The sequence below is a fragment of the Pedobacter sp. Leaf170 genome (assembly GCF_920984665.1).
Lineage (GTDB): Bacteria > Bacteroidota > Bacteroidia > Sphingobacteriales > Sphingobacteriaceae > Pedobacter.
On the sequence record NZ_CAKLBP010000001.1, the window covers coordinates 790,282 to 808,935 of the forward strand.

General features: G+C 36.7%; 16 protein-coding genes. 4 read left to right on the top strand and 12 right to left on the bottom strand.

Annotation, left to right across the window (positions count from 1 at the left end):
* The first annotated feature begins 11 nt into the window (after window positions 1-11).
* Window positions 12-995 carry an acyl transferase gene (locus LUA90_RS03670; protein ID WP_231462033.1) on the top strand — a complete coding sequence of 328 codons (984 nt, stop codon included), beginning with the start codon at window positions 12-14 and terminating at the stop codon, window positions 993-995.
* A gap of 1 nt (window position 996) precedes the next feature.
* On the opposite strand, the gene LUA90_RS03675 is transcribed toward LUA90_RS03670, so the two are convergent.
* The 3 genes from LUA90_RS03675 to tyrS form a co-directional block, all read right to left on the bottom strand.
* On the bottom strand, window positions 997-1,449 hold the full coding sequence (locus tag LUA90_RS03675) for an RES family NAD+ phosphorylase (protein WP_231462031.1): 453 nt from the start codon (window positions 1,447-1,449) through the stop codon (window positions 997-999).
* Entirely contained in the window at window positions 1,449-1,928 is a 480-nt protein-coding gene (locus LUA90_RS03680) for an antitoxin Xre/MbcA/ParS toxin-binding domain-containing protein (RefSeq protein WP_231462024.1), read from the bottom strand. Before LUA90_RS03680 ends, LUA90_RS03675 begins: the two co-directional genes overlap by 1 nt.
* A gap of 106 nt (window positions 1,929-2,034) precedes the next feature.
* A complete protein-coding gene (tyrS, locus tag LUA90_RS03685; protein WP_231462023.1) occupies window positions 2,035-3,321 on the bottom strand; it encodes a tyrosine--tRNA ligase in 1,287 nt (428 codons plus the stop codon).
* 150 nt (window positions 3,322-3,471) lie between these two features.
* On the opposite strand from tyrS, the gene LUA90_RS03690 reads away from it, so the two are divergent.
* The 3 genes from LUA90_RS03690 to dapA all read left to right on the top strand — a co-directional run bounded on the left by LUA90_RS03690 (window position 3,472) and on the right by dapA (window position 7,212).
* The gene (locus LUA90_RS03690; protein ID WP_231462020.1) at window positions 3,472-4,146 is read left to right on the top strand and encodes an ACP phosphodiesterase; all 675 of its coding nucleotides are present in this window, start codon (window positions 3,472-3,474) and stop codon (window positions 4,144-4,146) included.
* A gap of 48 nt (window positions 4,147-4,194) precedes the next feature.
* The gene (gene ligA / locus LUA90_RS03695; RefSeq protein WP_231490201.1) at window positions 4,195-6,210 is read left to right on the top strand and encodes an NAD-dependent DNA ligase LigA; all 2,016 of its coding nucleotides are present in this window, start codon (window positions 4,195-4,197) and stop codon (window positions 6,208-6,210) included.
* 114 nt (window positions 6,211-6,324) lie between these two features.
* A complete protein-coding gene (gene dapA, locus LUA90_RS03700; protein WP_231462009.1) occupies window positions 6,325-7,212 on the top strand; it encodes a 4-hydroxy-tetrahydrodipicolinate synthase in 888 nt (295 codons plus the stop codon).
* 65 nt (window positions 7,213-7,277) lie between these two features.
* Here dapA and LUA90_RS03705 read toward each other — a convergent pair whose 3' ends face one another.
* The 9 genes from LUA90_RS03705 to LUA90_RS03745 all read right to left on the bottom strand — a co-directional run bounded on the left by LUA90_RS03705 (window position 7,278) and on the right by LUA90_RS03745 (window position 18,653).
* Window positions 7,278-8,447 carry an esterase gene (locus LUA90_RS03705; RefSeq protein ID WP_231461997.1) on the bottom strand — a complete coding sequence of 390 codons (1,170 nt, stop codon included), beginning with the start codon at window positions 8,445-8,447 and terminating at the stop codon, window positions 7,278-7,280.
* Between the two features lie 201 nt (window positions 8,448-8,648).
* On the bottom strand, window positions 8,649-8,825 hold the full coding sequence (locus LUA90_RS03710) for a hypothetical protein (protein ID WP_010602932.1): 177 nt from the start codon (window positions 8,823-8,825) through the stop codon (window positions 8,649-8,651).
* Between the two features lie 262 nt (window positions 8,826-9,087).
* Window positions 9,088-10,329 (bottom strand): aminotransferase class I/II-fold pyridoxal phosphate-dependent enzyme, encoded by a 1,242-nt coding sequence (locus LUA90_RS03715; protein ID WP_231461994.1) that lies wholly within the window; start codon window positions 10,327-10,329, stop codon window positions 9,088-9,090.
* Window positions 10,330-10,496: 167 nt separating this feature from the next.
* Window positions 10,497-12,122, bottom strand: a complete 1,626-nt coding sequence (gene ftsZ, locus LUA90_RS03720; protein WP_231490203.1) for a cell division protein FtsZ — start codon at window positions 12,120-12,122, stop codon at window positions 10,497-10,499.
* Between the two features lie 129 nt (window positions 12,123-12,251).
* Window positions 12,252-13,610, bottom strand: coding sequence for a cell division protein FtsA (gene ftsA / locus LUA90_RS03725; RefSeq protein WP_231461973.1), 1,359 nt, complete (start codon window positions 13,608-13,610; stop codon window positions 12,252-12,254).
* A 45-nt stretch (window positions 13,611-13,655) separates the two neighbouring features.
* Complete coding sequence (locus LUA90_RS03730; RefSeq protein WP_231490204.1) at window positions 13,656-14,804, bottom strand: cell division protein FtsQ/DivIB; 1,149 nt, start codon at window positions 14,802-14,804, stop codon at window positions 13,656-13,658.
* Window positions 14,797-16,152: a UDP-N-acetylmuramate--L-alanine ligase gene (gene murC, locus LUA90_RS03735; protein WP_231490206.1), complete on the bottom strand. Its 1,356-nt coding sequence runs from the start codon at window positions 16,150-16,152 to the stop codon at window positions 14,797-14,799. The genes LUA90_RS03730 and murC overlap by 8 nt, the downstream gene beginning before the upstream one ends.
* 60 nt (window positions 16,153-16,212) lie before the next feature.
* Window positions 16,213-17,328 (bottom strand): undecaprenyldiphospho-muramoylpentapeptide beta-N-acetylglucosaminyltransferase, encoded by a 1,116-nt coding sequence (murG, locus tag LUA90_RS03740; protein ID WP_231461968.1) that lies wholly within the window; start codon window positions 17,326-17,328, stop codon window positions 16,213-16,215.
* Window positions 17,329-17,459: 131 nt separating this feature from the next.
* Window positions 17,460-18,653 carry an FtsW/RodA/SpoVE family cell cycle protein gene (locus LUA90_RS03745; RefSeq protein ID WP_231461966.1) on the bottom strand — a complete coding sequence of 398 codons (1,194 nt, stop codon included), beginning with the start codon at window positions 18,651-18,653 and terminating at the stop codon, window positions 17,460-17,462.
* Window position 18,654: the final 1 nt, after the last annotated feature.

Here is an 18,654-nt window from a genome sequence, read left to right on the forward strand (position 1 = left end):
CTTTTGCGCCTGTGAATTTCTCTGCCGATAAAATATTTTCTATTCAAGATAAGCATCAATTTGATGCACTTGCATTAAACATTTTCAGATTTCAATCTGAAAATTGCCTGGTTTATCGGGATTATGTTCAAAACTTGCGGGTAAATACCGATGAGGTTAAACGCATAGAAGATATTCCTTTTTTGCCCATTAGTTTTTTTAAAACACACTCCGTATTAAGTTCTAAAAATCGCGTTGAAATAACTTTTAGCAGTTCTGGAACAACAGGCATGAGCCAAAGCAGCCATCACGTAACTGATGTGAGTTTATATGAGCAAAGCTATCTTCAGGCTTTTACCCAATTTTATGGCAACATAGAGGATTACTGCTTTCTTGCGTTGCTTCCATCCTATCAACAACGTTCCGGTTCATCATTAATTTACATGGTTAATGATTTGATTGAAAAAAGCAAACATCCACAAAGCGGCTATTTTTTATATAATCATGATGAGCTTTTTTCTACTCTTAAAGCACTACAATTAAAAAATCAAAAAACCATTTTAATTGGGGTAACTTATGCTTTGCTCGATTTTATTGAACAATTTGAGCTTAGTTTTCCAAATCTCGTGATTATGGAAACCGGTGGAATGAAAGGGAAACGCAAAGAAATGGTTCGTGAGGAATTGCATGACCAGCTTACAAGAGGCTTTGGTGTAAAAGCAATTCATAGCGAATTCGGTATGACAGAATTGCTGTCCCAGGCTTACTCTTTGGGCGATGGTATTTTTAACTGCCCATCGTGGATGGAAATTTTAATCAGAGATACGAACGACCCACTAAGCTTGGTTAAAAATGGCAAAACCGGAGGCATAAACGTTATTGATTTGGCAAATGTAAATTCCTGTTCGTTTATTGCTACGCAAGATTTAGGTAGAATTAATCCTGATGGCAGTTTTGAAGTTTTAGGGCGATTTGATAATGCTGATATTCGGGGTTGCAACCTACTGGTACAATAGTTTAGGCCAGTCGCTCATCAAACTGAAAGGGTTTAACCTCTAAAATTTTAATTTTATTAGCATCTGGGTGATTTACATTCATTAGAAAATTATATTCATCTTCAATTAAAACGGAAGGCACCCTCAGCAGTAAAAATTCCTTTTGCTTTGCAAATGCATCTCCTATTTTAGCGAGCTGTGGTATCGCAGGGTAACTTTTCCAGTTTTTAGGTAAATCTGTAAACTCAACGTTTTTAATTAAACCATCAGGAAGTTCAAAAACAGTTAGACATAAATTTCTGGAATTTATCAGTGCATTTTTATTAGCAAGAATTTCAAGCGCAGCCAAAGCTCTATTTGAAGCCATGTAATGCAAGGGAACACCCACCGAATTCCAGCGTCCACCAAATAATTTAGCGCCTGTTCCAGTGTAATCATTCGCGTAAGTGCAATTGGAAATCCGGTAAAGAATCATTAGCTAAAAACACCGTATTCTATCCTGCCAAGGATGTTTAAAACCATCGTAAAACCAATCCGGGTATCTAGTAAATCGAAGGGGGTTTCGCCTCCTAAAGCAACATTTGGAGCCTTTACCCAGTTGTTAAATGCTTTTTCGCTACCCAAAACTTCAATGCCACGTTCATATAATAAGGCAAGTTCAATTGCTCTATCGGCATACTCTGTTTTAACTAAAGTTGTGGGGGTATACCTTTGCAAGGTACGCTCTGAGATGTGCAATATGGCCGCGATTTCTTCTATGGTTAAAGAAATCTGCTTTGCTAAAGCCAATAACGACTTTTTAGATATGCCTTTTCTTGCAAGCTGTAGCAAATCAAAATCAGATGGGTTTGCGTATTGGCTTCCCATCATGGCGACCATTGGCGTGTAGTTTTGATTACCATACGCTATAGCTGGCTCTTCGGCTTTAGAAACATCTTCCGATTTCCTTTTCATATCAGACAATTATACACAATAATACACATTTTGTCTGAAACAAAAAAATATCAAAAAAAAATCCCAATCGATTTGGATTGGGACTTAAGATTATAGAAGAATATATCTATTCTGCAATCAAAAGGAAATAGTTTTTCTTACCTTTCTGAACAACTATAAACTTATTATTTATCAGATTTTCTGCGTTCAATACTTGATTCGCATCAGTCAGTTTTTCTTTATTTACAGAAACGCCTCCACCTTGTATTAATTTTTTTGCTTCACCTTTAGAAGGAAAAACAGCTGTTTTTTCTGCTAACAACGTTGCAGCATCAATTCCTGCTTCTAATTCAGGTTTAGATAGTTTAAACTGAGGAATACCTTCAAACATTTCTAAAACCTGATTTTCGGATAAGCTTTTCAAAAATTCTAAAGAGCCATTTCCAAACAAAAATTCTGAAGTTTTGATAGCCGTTTCAAGTGCTTCTGCAGAGTGTGTTTTCACTGTAATATCTTCTGCCAATGCTTTCTGTAAAACCCTTAAATGCGGTGCTGCATCATGCTCTTTTTCAAGCGCTTCAATCTCTTCTTTATTTTTTAAGGTAAAAATTCTAATCCATTTTTTCACGTCATCATCTGATGCGTTTAACCAGAACTGGTAAAATTTATATGGCGAAGTTTTCTCAGCATCAAGCCAGATAGCGCCACTTTCTGTTTTACCAAATTTGGTACCATCAGCTTTTTTAATCAGCTGTGTAGTAATTGCATAAGCGGTTCCGCTATCTTTTCTTCTAATTAATTCTGTTCCGGTAACAATATTACCCCATTGGTCTGAACCGCCCATTTGAACAATACAATTATGGTTTTTCCATAAATAGTAAAAATCAAATCCCTGCACCAATTGGTAGCAAAACTCCGTAAACGACATGCCCGTATCGCCTTCTAAACGTTTTTTCACGCTATCTTTCGCCATCATATAATTAACAGTAATGTGCTTGCCAACATCGCGGATAAAGTCTAAAAAATTCATGTTTTTAAACCAATCTGCGTTATTAACCATTACAGCACCATTACCTGCATCTTCAAATTTTAAAAATTTAGAAAGCTGGCGTTTCATACCCGCTAAATTGTGCTCTACCATTTCAGGTGTTTGCAAATTACGCTCATCAGATTTTCCGGAAGGATCGCCAACCATGCCTGTAGCACCACCAACCAAAGCAAAAGGTTTATGACCTGCATTTTGAAAATGAATCAATGTCATAATTTGGGTTAGGTGACCAACATGCAAAGAATCAGCAGTTGGGTCGAAACCAATATAACCAGAAGTCATGCCCTCATTTAACTTTTCTTCAGTATTAGGCATAATATCGTGCAACATGCCTCTCCAACGTAACTCTTCTACAAAATTTGTCATGGTATAAAATTAATTGCGCAAAGATAGTTTTTTGATGCTAAAGCAGAAACCAAATGAAAAGCTAAAATCTTTTTATAAATGAATTGTTATCTTGCTGTTAATAAAAATTGCAATTTCAAAACAGGTAATTTTAAAAGCTATATTTACGAAATGAACTTCCTTTCACATTTTTATTTCGACAGAAACACAACTGATGCAAATATTGTAATGGGAACTGTTTTGCCAGATTTAATTAAAAATGCAGCAAAGGATGCAAATTTATATCCTCAAAAAAATGAGTTTTTATTTATCGGAAACCCCGATGAAGAAAATTTATTAGCAGGGTGGAAACGCCATTTGGCAGTAGATTTACACTTTCATTCTTCTCCATTTTTCTTTGCAAAAACAGCAGAATTAAAACAACTCCTAATTCCTATTTTAGAAAACGCTGTTATTAGACCATCATTTTTAGCACACATCGGCTTAGAATTACTTTTAGATCATCTTTTGATTGAGCATAATCTAATTCAGGTGCACCATTTTTATGATAAATTAATTGCTGTTAAAAAGGAATATTTAAGTGATTTTCTTGATCATTGCGGCTTGAAAAATCCTGATATTTTCTTTAAATTTCTGGAGCAGTTTATCAGTAGTAAATATTTATTAAGCTATCAAAAGCTCGATAACATCAGCTATGCCCTAAACAGAATTTGTATGCGGTTATGGCCTGAAACCTTAAACGAACATCAGCTCAATCAGCTTACGCTTCAACTGAGTTTATTTAAAGAAAAACTGGAAAAGGATTTTATGGATATTTTTGAAGAAATAGAATCAAAACTCGCCTAACTTATCATTAAGCAATCTAAACATCCCTGCTTTTTTTATCTTTGTGTTATGTCGCTATTTGCAGTAAAAGAAGAAATGGATGCATTAGTATCCGAATTAAACCAGCATAATTACAATTATTATGTTTTGGCAATGCCGACTATTGGCGATTTTGAATTTGACAAAAAACTCAAACATCTTGCAGAATTAGAACTGGCAAACCCAGATTTCGCTGATCCAAATTCCCCAACGCAGCGAGTTGGTGGCGACATCACGAAAAATTTTCTGACAGTTCAGCATAAATATCCAATGCTCTCGCTAGGGAACACTTATAATGAGCAAGATTTACGTGATTTTGACGAGCGCATTAGAAAAGCTATTGGTGATAATTTTGAATACGTTTGCGAACTTAAGTTTGATGGATTATCCATTAGCCTTACCTATGAAAATGGCAAGCTTTTAAGGGCTGTAACCAGAGGTGATGGAACTAAAGGCGATGAGGTAACCAATAATGTAAAAACGATACATACCATACCGCATCAAATTAAAACAAAAGCTGCACCCGAACATTTCGAAATAAGGGGTGAAATATTTATGCATAAGGCAGCTTTTTTAAGGCTGAATGCTGCCCGCGAAGAACTTGGGGAAATTCCTTATGCTAATCCAAGAAATTTTGCATCAGGCACGATAAAAATGCAAGATAGCAAGGAGGTAGCCAAACGTCCTTTGGATGGTTTTATTTACTTCCTTTACACGGATAAAAATGAATTTAAAAATCATTGGGAAAGTTTAAATGCGGTAAAAGATTGGGGCTTTCATGTGTGCGAGCACAACAGGCTTGTTAAAAATATTGATGATGTTTTAGCATTTATTCACCATTGGGAAAACGAACGTTTTAAGTTAAGCTACGATATTGATGGTATTGTAATTAAAGTAAACAGTTATGCTCAACAGCAGGAATTAGGTTTTACGGCCAAATCTCCACGTTGGGCAATATCTTATAAGTATAAGGCTGCAGAGGTAGAAACTATACTCGAGAAAGTAACTTACCAGGTTGGGCGTACCGGTGCAGTTACGCCGGTTGCAAATTTAAAGCCTGTTTTACTTGCCGGCACAACCGTTAAAAGAGCAACTTTGCATAATGCCAATGAAATTGAACGGTTAGATTTGCACGAAGGCGATACAGTTTTTGTTGAAAAGGGAGGGGAAATTATCCCTAAAATAATAATGGTAAATGTTGATAAACGCAAAAGTGGCGCTGAAAAAATTCATTATCTCAAAAACTGCCCGGAATGCGGAACCGAACTTATTAGAAAAGAGGGCGAAGCAGTACACTATTGTCCAAACGATGAAGGTTGTCCGCCACAAATTGTAGGTAAAATACAACATTTTATTTCTCGCAAAGCGATGAATATTGATGGTTTGGGTGATGAAACTATTGAAACTTTCTACAAAAATGGATTGGTAAATCACATCAGCGATTTATATACTTTGCATGAAAAGGCTGTACAACTAAAATCGCTTGATAGATTTGGAGAACGCTCAATTGAAAACATGCTAAGTGGTATTGAAAAATCTAAACTTATGCCTTTTGAAAAAGTGCTTTTTGGTTTAGGTATTCGGTATGTTGGCGAAACAGTTGCAAAGAAACTTGCTGCAGGCGTTAAAAATATCGACAAGCTAGCTAACGCAACTGTTGAAGAATTAACTGCGATAGATGAAATCGGCCAGCGTATTGCGGAAAGCATTGTTGAGTATTTTGGAAATACGGAGCATTTGAAGCAGATAGAATTATTAAAAATAGCCGGATTGGCCTTCGAAATTGAAGAAAAGGTAATTACGCTCGACAGCGATACACTTATTGGAAAAACATTCGTAATTTCGGGCGTTTTTGAAAAATATAGTCGCGATGAGCTGAAGGATTTAATCGAAGCAAATGGCGGCAAAATTTTAAGTGGTATTTCCGGCAAACTCGATTATTTAGTTGCCGGAGATAACATGGGGCCATCAAAACTAGAAAAGGCTACAAAATTAAAAGTTCCAATTATAAGCGATGAAGAGTTGCTTGGAATGTTAGCAAAATAAGTGCTTAAGGTAAAATATTAATTATTATGAGACACATCCTAAACGGGGATTTATAATCAAAAGGAACACATAGGTAAAAAATTGCCTATGTTAAACAAAAACAATATATCAATAATGAACAAATTTCAGGGTACTGGTGTAGCCTTAGTTACACCTTTTAACACAGATGGACAAGTTGATTATAAAGGTTTAGAAAACCTGATTAATCATTTGGTGGACGGCGGGGTAGATTACCTCGTTTCTTTAGGCACAACCGGCGAAACTGCCACAATGACTAAGGAAGAGAAGAAGAAGGTGTGGGCTTTTACCGCTGAAATTAACAACAACAGGCTGCCTTTAGTTGCCGGAATTGGTGGCAACAATACGCTTTCAGTTGCTGAAGACTTTAAAGCCTTTGATACAACAGGTTATTCTGCAATTTTATCTGTTAGCCCCTACTACAATAAGCCAACACAAGAAGGAATCTATCAGCATTATAAATATTTAGCTGAAATATCTCCCCTGGATTTAATTCTTTACAACGTTCCCGGGCGTACCATGAGCAACATGAGTCCGGAAACGACTTGCAGACTGGCGCACGATTTTAAAAACATCATTGCAACCAAAGAAGCATCAGGAAGTTTCGATCAGTTTAACCAGATAATGCGAGACAAGCCGGAAGATTTCTTATTGATTTCTGGTGACGACCCTATCACTTTACCTATGATTGCTTTAGGTGCAAGTGGTGTTATTTCGGTAATTGCAAATGCGATTCCAAAACCTTTTACCGATATGGTTAATTTATGTTTACAAGGCGATTTCCGAACGGCTAACCCTTCACATTTAAGTTTGGTTGAATTTACGCGTTTGGCTTTTGCAGAAGGAAATCCGGCAGGAATTAAAGCGGCTTTAAAACATTTAAATGTTTGTGGAGATACAGTAAGATTGCCATTGGTAAAGGCTTCGGCAAGTTTAGAACAGCAAATCATTGCAGAACTTGAGAAGATAAATCAACCCGCATAATCAAATTTTAATTATATAGAAAAGGCTTCCAGATTGAGTTTGGAAGCCTTTTTCATTTAATAAGATTACTTAAACAACATTGGCGTAAATTCGGATAAGTAATCTCTCCAGTTAGACCAGGTATGTCCGCCTTCGCTTTCTTTATAATCATATTTAAAGCTCATGCCATCAAGCTTCTTTTTAAAGTCGCTCACATTCTTATATAAAAAATCGGTTTTACCGATGGCAATCCAATATAACTTATAGCCATTTTTCTTTTGTGCTTCAAGTTTCAAATCCAAATCTTTATATATTGGGCTATTTGCACTGGCAGGAGGTAATATTGCCGGAGAAAATAAACCTACATAACCAAAAGTTTTAGCGTAGTTTGCTGAGATATAAAGCGAGTGAAATCCACCCATTGATAATCCTGCAATTGCCCTGTCATTCTGATTTTTTCCGGTTCGATAGTTTTTCTCAGTGAAATCAATAATTTCCTTAAAGTAAGATTCCATATCGCCATTAAATACATCAGGTGTCATCATAATCGGTTTGTATAATCCTTTTGAAGATTCACCTGGGGCAGCCGTATTACTAGTGTGTCCATTAGTCATTACAACAATCATTGGCTTCGCTTTGCCCCCGGCGATTAGGTTATCCAATATCTGCGATGCTCTACCAAGTTGCATCCAGGCCTCTTCATCACCACCAACACCATGTAACAGGTATAAAACAGGATAATTTGTTTTAGATGCCTCGTAGCCTGGTGGCGTATAAACGGTAAGTCGGCGGTTGGTTTTTAGACCGGCAGATTCATACCAACGTTTTGCTACTGTTCCATGCGGCACATCTTTAACCATGTATAAATCTGCTTTACCATTTCCCACTAAAAACACGTTTACAACAGAAGAAACATCCCGTATGAGATAAACATTATTTGGGTCGCGTATTTTCAATCCATCAACAATAAAACTATAACTGTAAAGCTCTGAAGGTAAAACTGCTGAAGTGTATGACCAAACGCTGTCTGTCCCTAATTTTAACTGTTCAACTGAAGGTCCATTTGGTTTTGAAGCCAAAAAATCACCATGTATTTCAACCTTTTTAGCATTTGGTGCCTTAAGACGAAACGTAAATGTTCCATCAGCATTCGCTTGAGGAGAAATGACCTCTTTCTGCCGGCCAAAATTTAAATTCTCTTGAGCATAAACCAATTGTGTGCTTAACAGCAGCAATAGTAGAATTATTTTTTTCATGATTGGATTAGTGACTTTAAATAAAGTTAATGATTTATATATTCAATAATGTAGAGATAAGTAAATCACCACAACAATTAATAAAATACATGGCAATAACCAGATTTATAAACCTGATAGACTTACTGATTAAAAATTCCATTACAAAAGAAAAGGCCTCCTGATGTTCAAGAGGCCTTCAATGTATAATATTTTAATCGCCTAAGCTTTGTTTTTAGTATCCTGTACTTCTAAACGAATAGCCTGCGCTAAGTTTTTCAAATCTTGCATGCCTTTACGTACACGCGTTCCAGCTGCACTGTTACCTTTGTTATAGAATTTGTCTGCGTCAGCTTCCAAAGCTGCAACTAAACTTTTTACTTCTTCAAATTTTTTCATGTTTAAATGCTCCTGTAATTTTAGGTTTTTAGTTTTAATTTAATTCGTGTATCTAATTTAATGTGTTTAATTAAATAAAAAAACTTTTAACATGATAAAAAAACCACTTTAAACTGCTTTTTATCCACATTTATCGTGTTTATAAACAATTAAATCACAAAAAAATAATCCAATTAGTTAATTTTCAGATTATTATAAAAAATTTAAAGCAAAAAATGCCCTTTAAACTGAATTAAAGGGCATGTATTTTATCTATAAAATGCTATACTATGGCAAATTGATTTTCTTTGTAATAGCCATTTTCTAATTTCTCACCAACTTCGCTAAAAGCATCTAATGTACGTTGTACATCTTCAAGTGTATGCACTGCAGTAGGAATTAATCGCAATTCAATCATTCCTTTCGGGATAACCGGATAAACTACAATTGAACAGAAAATGCTGTAATTCTGACGTAAATCAAAAGTAATTGCTGTAGCATCGCTCAGCTCACCCTTTAAAAACACAGGCGTTACAACAGAATCAGTAACCCCTAAATCGAAACCACGCTCACGAAGACCTTTTTGCAAAGTCATTGCAATTTCCCAAAGCTTATCTTTTAATTCAGGCTTGCTTTTTAACAATTCCAGGCGTTTTAATAAGCCAATTACCATTGGCATTGGTAAAGCTTTAGCAAATGTTTGAGAACGCATGTTGTACCTCAAGAAATTGGTAATTTCTTCTGTTGATGCCACAAAAGCACCAATACCAGCCATTGATTTAGCAAAAGTACCGAAGTAAACATCAATTCCTTCAATACAATCCTGAGCTTCGTGTGTTCCGGCACCGGTTTTACCCATTGTACCAAAGCCATGCGCATCATCTACAAGGATTCTGAAATCGAAATCCTTTTTCAATTCGACAAGCTCTTTTAATTTACCTTGTGCACCACTCATTCCAAAAACACCTTCGGTAATTAATAAAATACCACCGCCTGATTCTTTTGTTAATTTAGTTGCACGTTCTAATTGCTTTTTTGCACTATCGATATCATTGTGTTTATACACAAATCTTTTACCCATGTGCAAACGTAAACCATCGATAATACAAGCGTGAGATTCTGCATCATAAACAATAACATCATTTCTATCAACCAAAGTATCGATGATAGAAACCATTCCCTGATAACCATAGTTTAACAAAAAGGCATCGGGTTTACCCACAAAGGCAGCAAGTTCTTGCTCCAATTGCTCATGATATTTCGAGTTACCACTCATCATACGAGCACCCATCGGATAAGCCATCCCAAATTGTGCTGCTGCTTCTTCATCTGCCTTTCTTACCTCTGGATGATTAGCTAAACCTAAGTAGTTGTTTAAACTCCAAACCAAATGCTCTTTACCTTTAAACTGCATGTGTGGTGCAATTTCTCCTTCCAATTTAGGGAAAGAAAAATACCCATGAGACCATTTTTGGTGTTGACCAAGCGGGCCCATGTGCTTTGCTATTTTCTCAAATATATCCAATGTATTATGTGTTATTATTTGTATTAAAATTTTGCGAATTTACGGTTTATTCGGCTTAAAATCAACTCAATTCATCGCTAAGATGTCAATTATAAAAATTTAACATTTTAACCTTACGCCAAAAAGGCCCCGATACATCGGAGCCTTAAATTTATGCTTTGATTAAATTAATCAACATTATCATGAAGAAACGAGTTATTAGGTCTAATCTCCGTTCCCCCATCCTGGTCGTTACTTAATGTAAAGCGACTAACCTGAGACTCAGAAGAATGTTGAACCTGCTGTAACTGCATTTGCTTGCGTTTGTAAGCTGGCTCGTTTTCCAGTTCTTGCAATCCATTAGTTGTACGCAGTTTCATACTCAAATCTTTTAAGCGCATAATGCGCTCTTTTGATTTTTTCAACTGCTCTTCTACTGATTCATCATTTTTATTATCATCTAAACCAACTACCGGTAATTCAGGTTCCGGCTCTGGCATTCTCGGTGCCTCTACAACAGGGGTTTCAAAAACGTATTCTGTTTCTGCAAGTTTTATTTCAAACTCAAAACCTTGTTCTGTAGGCGCTTCTGCTTGTGGCTCTTCCTCAATTAATGTATGGCGAACAATTTCATTTTCTGGTTCCTGATATTTTGGTGCTTCTGCCTTGTTAAACATGCCGCCAAATAAATCAACTTGTGGTGCCTCTTCTTTCAATTTCATTACAGGCTCGGCTACTGGCGCAGCTTTAGGCTGAATAAATGAATTAACAGGCTCAACAGGACGAACCAAAGGCGCTTCTTCAGGTGTTAATAAAGAGATTTTCTTTTTGTTTTTCTCTTCATGTACACGCTCATCAGAAGTTTGGAAACCTGTTGCAATAATGGTAACCGATAATTTATCTTCTAAAGTTTCATCTGTACAATTACCCCAGATTAAATCTGCAGATAAACCTGCTTTTTCCTGTATGTAATCGGTAATGATAGATACCTCATCCATGGTAACTTCACGAGCACCAGAGCTGATGTTCAATAAAATATAACGGGCACCTTCAATTTCATTATCCTTTAAAAGTGGAGATGCTAAAGCACCTTCTACAGCTTGTAAAGCTCTGTCCTCACCTGCAGATGCATGGCTACCCATGATGGCTACACCGCTTTCTTTCATTACGGTACGCACATCTTTAAAATCCACGTTGATATATCCCGGAACAGTGATAATTTCAGCAATGCCTTTCGCAGCAGTTGTTAAAATATCATCAGCCTGACCGAAAGCTGAACCTAAAGTAAGGTTTCCAAAAATCTCGCGTAATCTATCGTTAGAAATGACCAGGTAAGAATCGACATATTTTTTTAGCTCTTCCAAACCTTCATCAGCTTGCAATCTTCTGCGTTTTCCTTCAAAAGAGAAAGGTGTGGTAATAATTGCAACTGTTAATATATCAAGTTCTTTTGCAGCTTTCGCAATGATTGGGCTTGCTCCTGTACCAGTACCACCACCCATTCCGGCAGTAATAAATAGCATTTTAGTTGTACTACCAAGCATAGCTTTAATATCATCGATATTCTCAATCGCTGAGTTTTTACCAACTTCAGGAATTGATCCTGCACCCATCCCTTCGGTTAAGCTAGCACCCAATTGAACCTTATTAGGTATAGGACTAGACTCCAAAGCCTGAGCATCGGTATTACAAATAATAAAGTCTACACCCGTTATTCCTGACAGGTACATATGGTTTACTGCGTTGCCGCCACCGCCTCCAACACCAATTACTTTGATGATTGATGACTTATCTTTTAACATTTCGAACTGCATATTCTTATGAATCAGTTGTTTAAAATTTTTTAAATTCTGTTCATTACTCCATGTAATATTAACACTTTTTCAACAGACGTTTTCCACAAGTGTGCATAATGTGGAAAACTCTTTGCATGTTGAAAAAAATTAACCTTTCAAGTAATCTTCATCACTTACATCCATATCATCCTGGATGAAAATTCTAGCTTTACCTAGCAGTTTATCGAACAAACCTGGTCCGCTTTTGGCTTTTTCTTTAATTGGTTTCGATTTATCAACGATAACCGTACCTTTTCTAATTTCTATTTCCTGCTCTTCGGCTCTTTGAATACCCTTGATTAATAAACCCACACTGGTTGCATACATCGGGCTTTTTAAATCGTCATAAATGGTTTTTGGCATATCCTCATATTTAGATAAATGCTCATTTGGGTAACCAATACGGCAATCTAAACCTGTTACATACTCAACCGCCTGAGATAAATGTTTAAGTAAAGCACCACCACCGGTTATTACAATACCACCAATCAATTTTTTCTCGTATCCTGAAGATTTGATTTCGTAATAAACATGCTCAATAATTTCTTCCATTCTAGCCTGGATAACATAAGCCAAGTTTTTTACAGAAATTTCTTTAGGCTCTCTACCTCTTAATCCGGGAACACAAATAATTTCATTTTCCTTATTCTCTTCGGCCAAAGCAGAACCGAAACGTGTTTTTAACAATTCGGCCTGGTTACGCATAACGGAACAACCCTCTCTGATATCTTCGGTAACGCTGTTTCCACCGAAAGGAATAACTGCTGTATGACGGATGATACCTTCGTGAAAAATTGCGATATCTGTTGTACCACCACCAATATCAACAAGTGCAATACCCGCTTCTTTTTCTTCATCGCTCAACACCGATTCTGAAGAAGCTAAAGGCTCAAGAATTAAATCCTGAGTTTGCAAACCTGCATTATTAACACATTTAATAATGTTTTTTACCGCCGTTACCTGACCAGAAATGATGTGGAAGTTAGCTTCAAGGCGCACTCCAGCCATCCCGATAGGATCTTTAATTCCCGGCTCATTATCAATAGTAAATTCTTGTGGCAAAACATGAATAATTTCTTCGCCCGGAGGCATAACCAGTTTAAACATATCATCAATTAACTTATCGATATCTTTTTTACCGATTTCGTTATTTAATTCCCTTCTGGTTAAAATACCACGGTGCTGCAAACTTTTAATGTGCTGCCCCGCAATACCAACGTTAACAACCTGAATTTCTACATTCGATTGCCCGCTGGCGATTTCAACTGCCTGCATAATACCTTGCACGGTTTTCTGAATATTAGAAACCACACCCCTCGTTACACCTGCCGATTCGGCTTTGCCGATTCCTAATACTTCAATTTTACCATGCTGTGTTCTGCGGCCTACAATAACACAAATTTTTGTAGTGCCGATATCCAGGCCTACTACAATTGGAGACTGACTAGTATGTTTTGCCTTGTCCATATTCGTTAATTTTGTTGAGTTTTATATAATGTTTTTCTAAGGGATCTATTTGTTTTTTTTCTCTTTATTCGTTTTCTGATTTGCATCAGTTTTTGGTTTCGTAGTTACCACAGGCTTTACAGTTGTAGTCTTTTTAACTTCTTCTTTCTTAGGCTCTGCTTTTTTAACCTCAGGTTTTGCAATCACTTTTGGTTTTTCCTTTTCAGGCTCTTTTTTAATTACAGTTTTAGCAGGCTCGGGTTTTGTTGCAATTGGCTTTGAGGCTGCAGTGGTTTGTTTCTGTTCATCTGTACGCTCGTCCGCATCATCAGCCATCGATTTGCCGATTGCGGCTCTTACTAAAGAATCTGCAACTTTTCTACTAATGCTTAAACTATCAACTGCGGTTAGTTTTCTATCCTGCTTTGCGATTAACGACGAATCACGTTTTTCGCAGATAATTTGGTTCGTATATTTTATATTGATGGTACGGTAGGTTTCCCAGCCAACCTGAGGCATCGCTTTTTTATAAAAAATCAAAAGATTTTTCATCTTGATATCTAGCGAATCGGCATTACCTAAAATGATACGTTGGTTACCCACCCTTGGTATAAGTTCGATATCATTTTTTAAATCCACTGTAATTTGTTCGATTTGGTTATCCCAAAGGGTATCTCTTTTTATGTACTGGGCCGTTTTATATAAATCTCTAGCCATCTGGGTTCTCAAAGTATCAACCCTTGTACCAAATACTTCCTGGATATTGCCTGTAGCAACAAGTACATTGGCTGTAAAGTTTGGCGAAATCGGCATTTTCAGTCCATCATTGTCAATATAAAAATCCTGGCCGCTATTATTTAAAATTCTTAAAACCGGCTGACGCTGCTTAATCTCGATATTCAGCACTCCATCCATATCTACAAAAACCTTTGCAAAGCCTATGTATGGGTTAGCCTGAAGTTTCTTTTCTATCTGATGAATGTTAATCTGCTCTAAATTTCTGCCGACTAGAACACCCTGATCTTCACGTAAAATCTGGTCTACTTCTTCTCTCTCAATAAAATTATCAGCGCCCGGAATTAATATTTTAACATTTGTACATTTAACCGTTTGCTTTTTAACATTAATAAAACTTAAAAGCACCACCACGCCTACCAAGCCTACAAGCCAGGCAAACCCAGTAAAAATTGTGCTCCAGTTTGTCCGATTAAACATTGGTTAAAGTGTTTTTTATTGGCTCAATTAAAGTATCAATATCGCCTGCGCCAACAGTTAAAATCAGCTCGGGCTTTGTATTTTTTATATAGTTAACTACCGCATCTTTTTCAATTATCTTTTTATTTTCTAAGCTGATTTTGCTTAATAAAAAAGATGCATCTATGCCATCAATCGGTAATTCCCTTGCAGGATAAATGTCTAAAAGCAGTAATTCATCTGCGGTAGATAAAACCTTTGCAAATTCATCAGCAAAATCTCTTGTTCTGGTAAATAAGTGAGGCTGAAAAATTACTGTCAATTTCTTTTCAGGATATAATTGCCTAACCGCATCGAAGCAGGCTTTTAATTCTTCAGGATGATGCGCATAATCATCAATATAAATCTGATTATTGTTGTTTACAATATACTCGAAACGACGTTTCACACCTTTAAAATTTGCCACGGCTGCTTTAATCTTTTCAGCATCAATACCAAGTTTTAAAGCAATTGCGATGGCCACAGTTGTATTGGCCACATTGTGTTTACCAGGCAACATCAGGCTTAAATCCTTTATTGTATGATGCCCATCTGCATAGTCAAATACGAACTTGTGTCCTTCAACCCTTAAATTTTCTGCTCTTGCTGTTGCAGAATTACTTACTGCATAACTAATAGAATTATCTAATGGTAAACCTTCGTGAGCGAACAAAATGCCATTTGGTTTTAACTGACCAGCAAACAAATGGAAAGATTCTTCCAATTGGCTTTTATCCCCATAAATATCTAAATGGTCGGCATCCATAGAAGTGATTACCGCTACATCAGGATGCAAGGTTAGGAAAGACCTGTCATATTCATCGGCCTCTACAACCACAACATTATTGTTTCCAAATAATACGTTGCTGTTATAGTTACTGGTAATGCCACCTAAAAAAGCAGTACAATCATAGCCAGTATCTTTTAATAAATGCGCTACTATTGATGAGGTAGTTGTTTTACCATGCGTACCGGCAACAGCAATACAAAACATACCCTTGCTGATAATGCCTAAAACTTCAGAACGTTTTTTTAAGCTGAAACCCTTATCAATGAAATGATTTAATATTTCTGAATGTTTAGGAATTGCAGGTGTGTAAACCACCAAACTATCATCGTTCTTATTTAAAAATGAAGAGGGTAAAGTGGAAATTTCATCTAAATAGGAAATTGAAATACCTTCAAGTTCCAAAGTTTCGGTTAGCTTGGTTCTGGTTTTATCATAACCACAAACAGTTAAACCTCGTTTAGCAAAATAACGGGCAAGCGCACTCATACCGATGCCACCGATACCTACGAAATAAACCCTATTTATTTTACTTAATTCCATGCTTTGATTTATGTTTTTTGAATAACCACTTACAACAATTAGATGTTATAAATGTGATTCTTAATTCCTTGTTTCTTTTATCAGTTTTAATACTTCTTTAGCAATAATTTCATCTGCCATTGGCAGCGCCATCTTCCCTATATTGTTCGCCAGTATTTCGCTATTTTCTTTATCATTTAATAGCTTTAAAGCTTCTGTAACTAAAGTATCTTCAGCAGAACGGTCGTTTATAAGCATTGCAGCATTATTTTTTACGAGCGCTAAAGCATTTTTTGTTTGATGATCTTCTGCAACATTTGGCGATGGCACCAAAATCACCGGTTTCTTAATCATACAAAGCTCGGCTATGGTTCCTGCGCCAGCCCTGCTGATAATTAAATCTGCAGCAGCGTAAGCTAAATCCATTCTGTTTAAAAACTCTAAAATCCTCACATTTGGATGATAGTTTAAACCCAGGCGTTCGATAATGCCTTTATAATAAAACTTACCCGTTTGCCAGATTACCTGAACATCTTGTGCTAGGATTTCCGGTAAATGCTTTTCAATCGCCTTATTTAAAGTTCCGGCACCTAAACTTCCGCCGGTTATTAATATGGTTTTTTTCTGCGGATCGAGTTTTAAAAGCTCAGCACCTGAATAATGCTTTCCTTTAATATCCACCACTTCTCCCCTTACCGGATTTCCGGTTTTCAAAATCCTGTCTGCCGGAAAGAAAGCATCCATGTCATCAAATGCAACACATATTTTTGAAGCCTTTTTACCTAACCATTTGTTGGTTACACCTGCGTAAGAATTTTGCTCCTGTATTAAATAAGGAATCCCTTTTAACGATGCCGCATACAACAAAGGTCCGGATGCATAACCACCCACGCCTACTACAGCATCGGGCTTAAAATCATTAATCAATTGCATCGCTTTGCTTACACTACCCAAAACCTTAAAGGGCAAAGCCAGGTTTTTCATAATAGAGCCACGTTGAATACCACTAATGTTTAAGCCTACAATTTTATATCCGGCAGCAGGAACTTTTTCCATTTCCATCCGACCGTTTGCACCCACAAATAAAATTTCACAAGCAGGCACAATGCGTTTTAGCGCATTGGCAATGGCAACGGCGGGAAAAATGTGCCCGCCTGTGCCACCTCCTGATATGATAATTTTTGGGGAATTATTCATTTGTTATATTTAATTATTTTAAGATTACTGTTCCGTCATTGCAAAGCACGAAGCAATCTCTTTCTATTTATCTTTTTATTAATATTTCTACAAATTGGGTCGTTATGCTTCCTCGCATTGACGACTTTCCTTTAACCCATCGCTGGGATTTCTCCAACAATAACCTTATTGCTTATTTTTTCTTTATCGGGTGTTGCTTTACCTAAAACGTTCTCTTCAACATCGCGGCTAACGCTTAATATAATTCCAAAGGCCACACTTGTAAATATCATCGATGTACCACCCATACTTACTAATGGTAATGGAACACCTGTTACCGGACCTAAACCAACTGCTACCGCCATGTTTGCAAAGGCCTGAATGGTTAAACTAAAGCTTAAGCCTGCGGCAAGTAAAGCGCCGAATGCTTTGGGCGCCTTGGTTACAATTTTTATACATCGATATAAAAGCACCAGGTAAAGCATCATAATCACAATTCCCCCTAACGTTCCCCATTCTTCAATAATAATGGCAAAAATAAAATCAGAGTAAGGGTGTGGAAGGAAATTACGCTGTGTGCTGTTACCTGGTCCTTTACCAAAAACACCGCCGGTTGCCAAAGCAATTTTTGCCTGGTCGGCTTGAAAACTTTTATCAGAATGCACCAATTCCGGATGCAAAAATGTTTTAATACGCGATTTATAAGTTTCACTCCTCGGACCTAAAAAACCAACAAGTAATAATAAGACCAAACCACCTGCACAAACAATAGAGATTTGCTTGATGCTAATTCTGCCAATAATTAAAAGCAAAATACTTACGCCAAAAAGCATTAAAGCGGTTGACATATTTGCCAGGGCAATTAAAACAAAAACCGAACAAACCGAAGCCATAATCGGAATAAAAGACTCTTTTAAATCCTTGATATTTTCCTGCTTTTTGGTGAGCATTCGGGCTAAAAAGGTTATCAAAGCCAGTTTAGCTAAATCGGAGGTTTGAAAGGTTAAGCCAATAACCGGAATTTTAACCCAACGCGATGCATCATTTAAATTTGTACCAAATATTAAAGTGTATAACAATAATGGTATGGTTACAATCATCAAAATTTTGGATATGCCGGCGTAATACCTATAATCTAATAAGTGAGAAATGTAAATCATTCCAATACCCAGCAAAACAAAAATTAAGTGTTTTGTTAATAAAAGCTTTTCTACTGCTTCACCTTTTTTGTAGGCCAATGTACCTGTAGCGCTGTAAACAGCCATTACAGATATTAGCGAAAGCAGGATGATGATTAACCAAATCCATCTATCGCCTTTTGTTTTATTTAGTAGAGCTTGCAACATA

Bases quoted from the DNA above. Each gene is read 5' to 3' on its own strand.
- LUA90_RS03710 (WP_010602932.1), bottom strand. From the start codon at position 8,825: ATGAAAAAATTTGAAGAAGTAAAAAGTTTAGTTGCAGCTTTGGAAGCT.
- dapA (WP_231462009.1), top strand. From the start codon at position 6,325: ATGAACAAATTTCAGGGTACTGGTGTAGCCTTAGTTACACCTTTTAAC.
- murC (WP_231490206.1), bottom strand. From the start codon at position 16,152: ATGGAATTAAGTAAAATAAATAGGGTTTATTTCGTAGGTATCGGTGGC.
- LUA90_RS03705 (WP_231461997.1), bottom strand. From the start codon at position 8,447: ATGAAAAAAATAATTCTACTATTGCTGCTGTTAAGCACACAATTGGTT.
- tyrS (WP_231462023.1), bottom strand. From the start codon at position 3,321: ATGACAAATTTTGTAGAAGAGTTACGTTGGAGAGGCATGTTGCACGAT.
- LUA90_RS03680 (WP_231462024.1), bottom strand. From the start codon at position 1,928: ATGAAAAGGAAATCGGAAGATGTTTCTAAAGCCGAAGAGCCAGCTATA.
- LUA90_RS03690 (WP_231462020.1), top strand. From the start codon at position 3,472: ATGAACTTCCTTTCACATTTTTATTTCGACAGAAACACAACTGATGCA.
- LUA90_RS03745 (WP_231461966.1), bottom strand. From the start codon at position 18,653: ATGTTGCAAGCTCTACTAAATAAAACAAAAGGCGATAGATGGATTTGG.
- ftsA (WP_231461973.1), bottom strand. From the start codon at position 13,610: ATGGACAAGGCAAAACATACTAGTCAGTCTCCAATTGTAGTAGGCCTG.
- ftsZ (WP_231490203.1), bottom strand. From the start codon at position 12,122: ATGCAGTTCGAAATGTTAAAAGATAAGTCATCAATCATCAAAGTAATT.
- ligA (WP_231490201.1), top strand. From the start codon at position 4,195: ATGTCGCTATTTGCAGTAAAAGAAGAAATGGATGCATTAGTATCCGAA.
- LUA90_RS03675 (WP_231462031.1), bottom strand. From the start codon at position 1,449: ATGATTCTTTACCGGATTTCCAATTGCACTTACGCGAATGATTACACT.
- murG (WP_231461968.1), bottom strand. From the start codon at position 17,328: ATGAATAATTCCCCAAAAATTATCATATCAGGAGGTGGCACAGGCGGG.
- LUA90_RS03730 (WP_231490204.1), bottom strand. From the start codon at position 14,804: ATGTTTAATCGGACAAACTGGAGCACAATTTTTACTGGGTTTGCCTGG.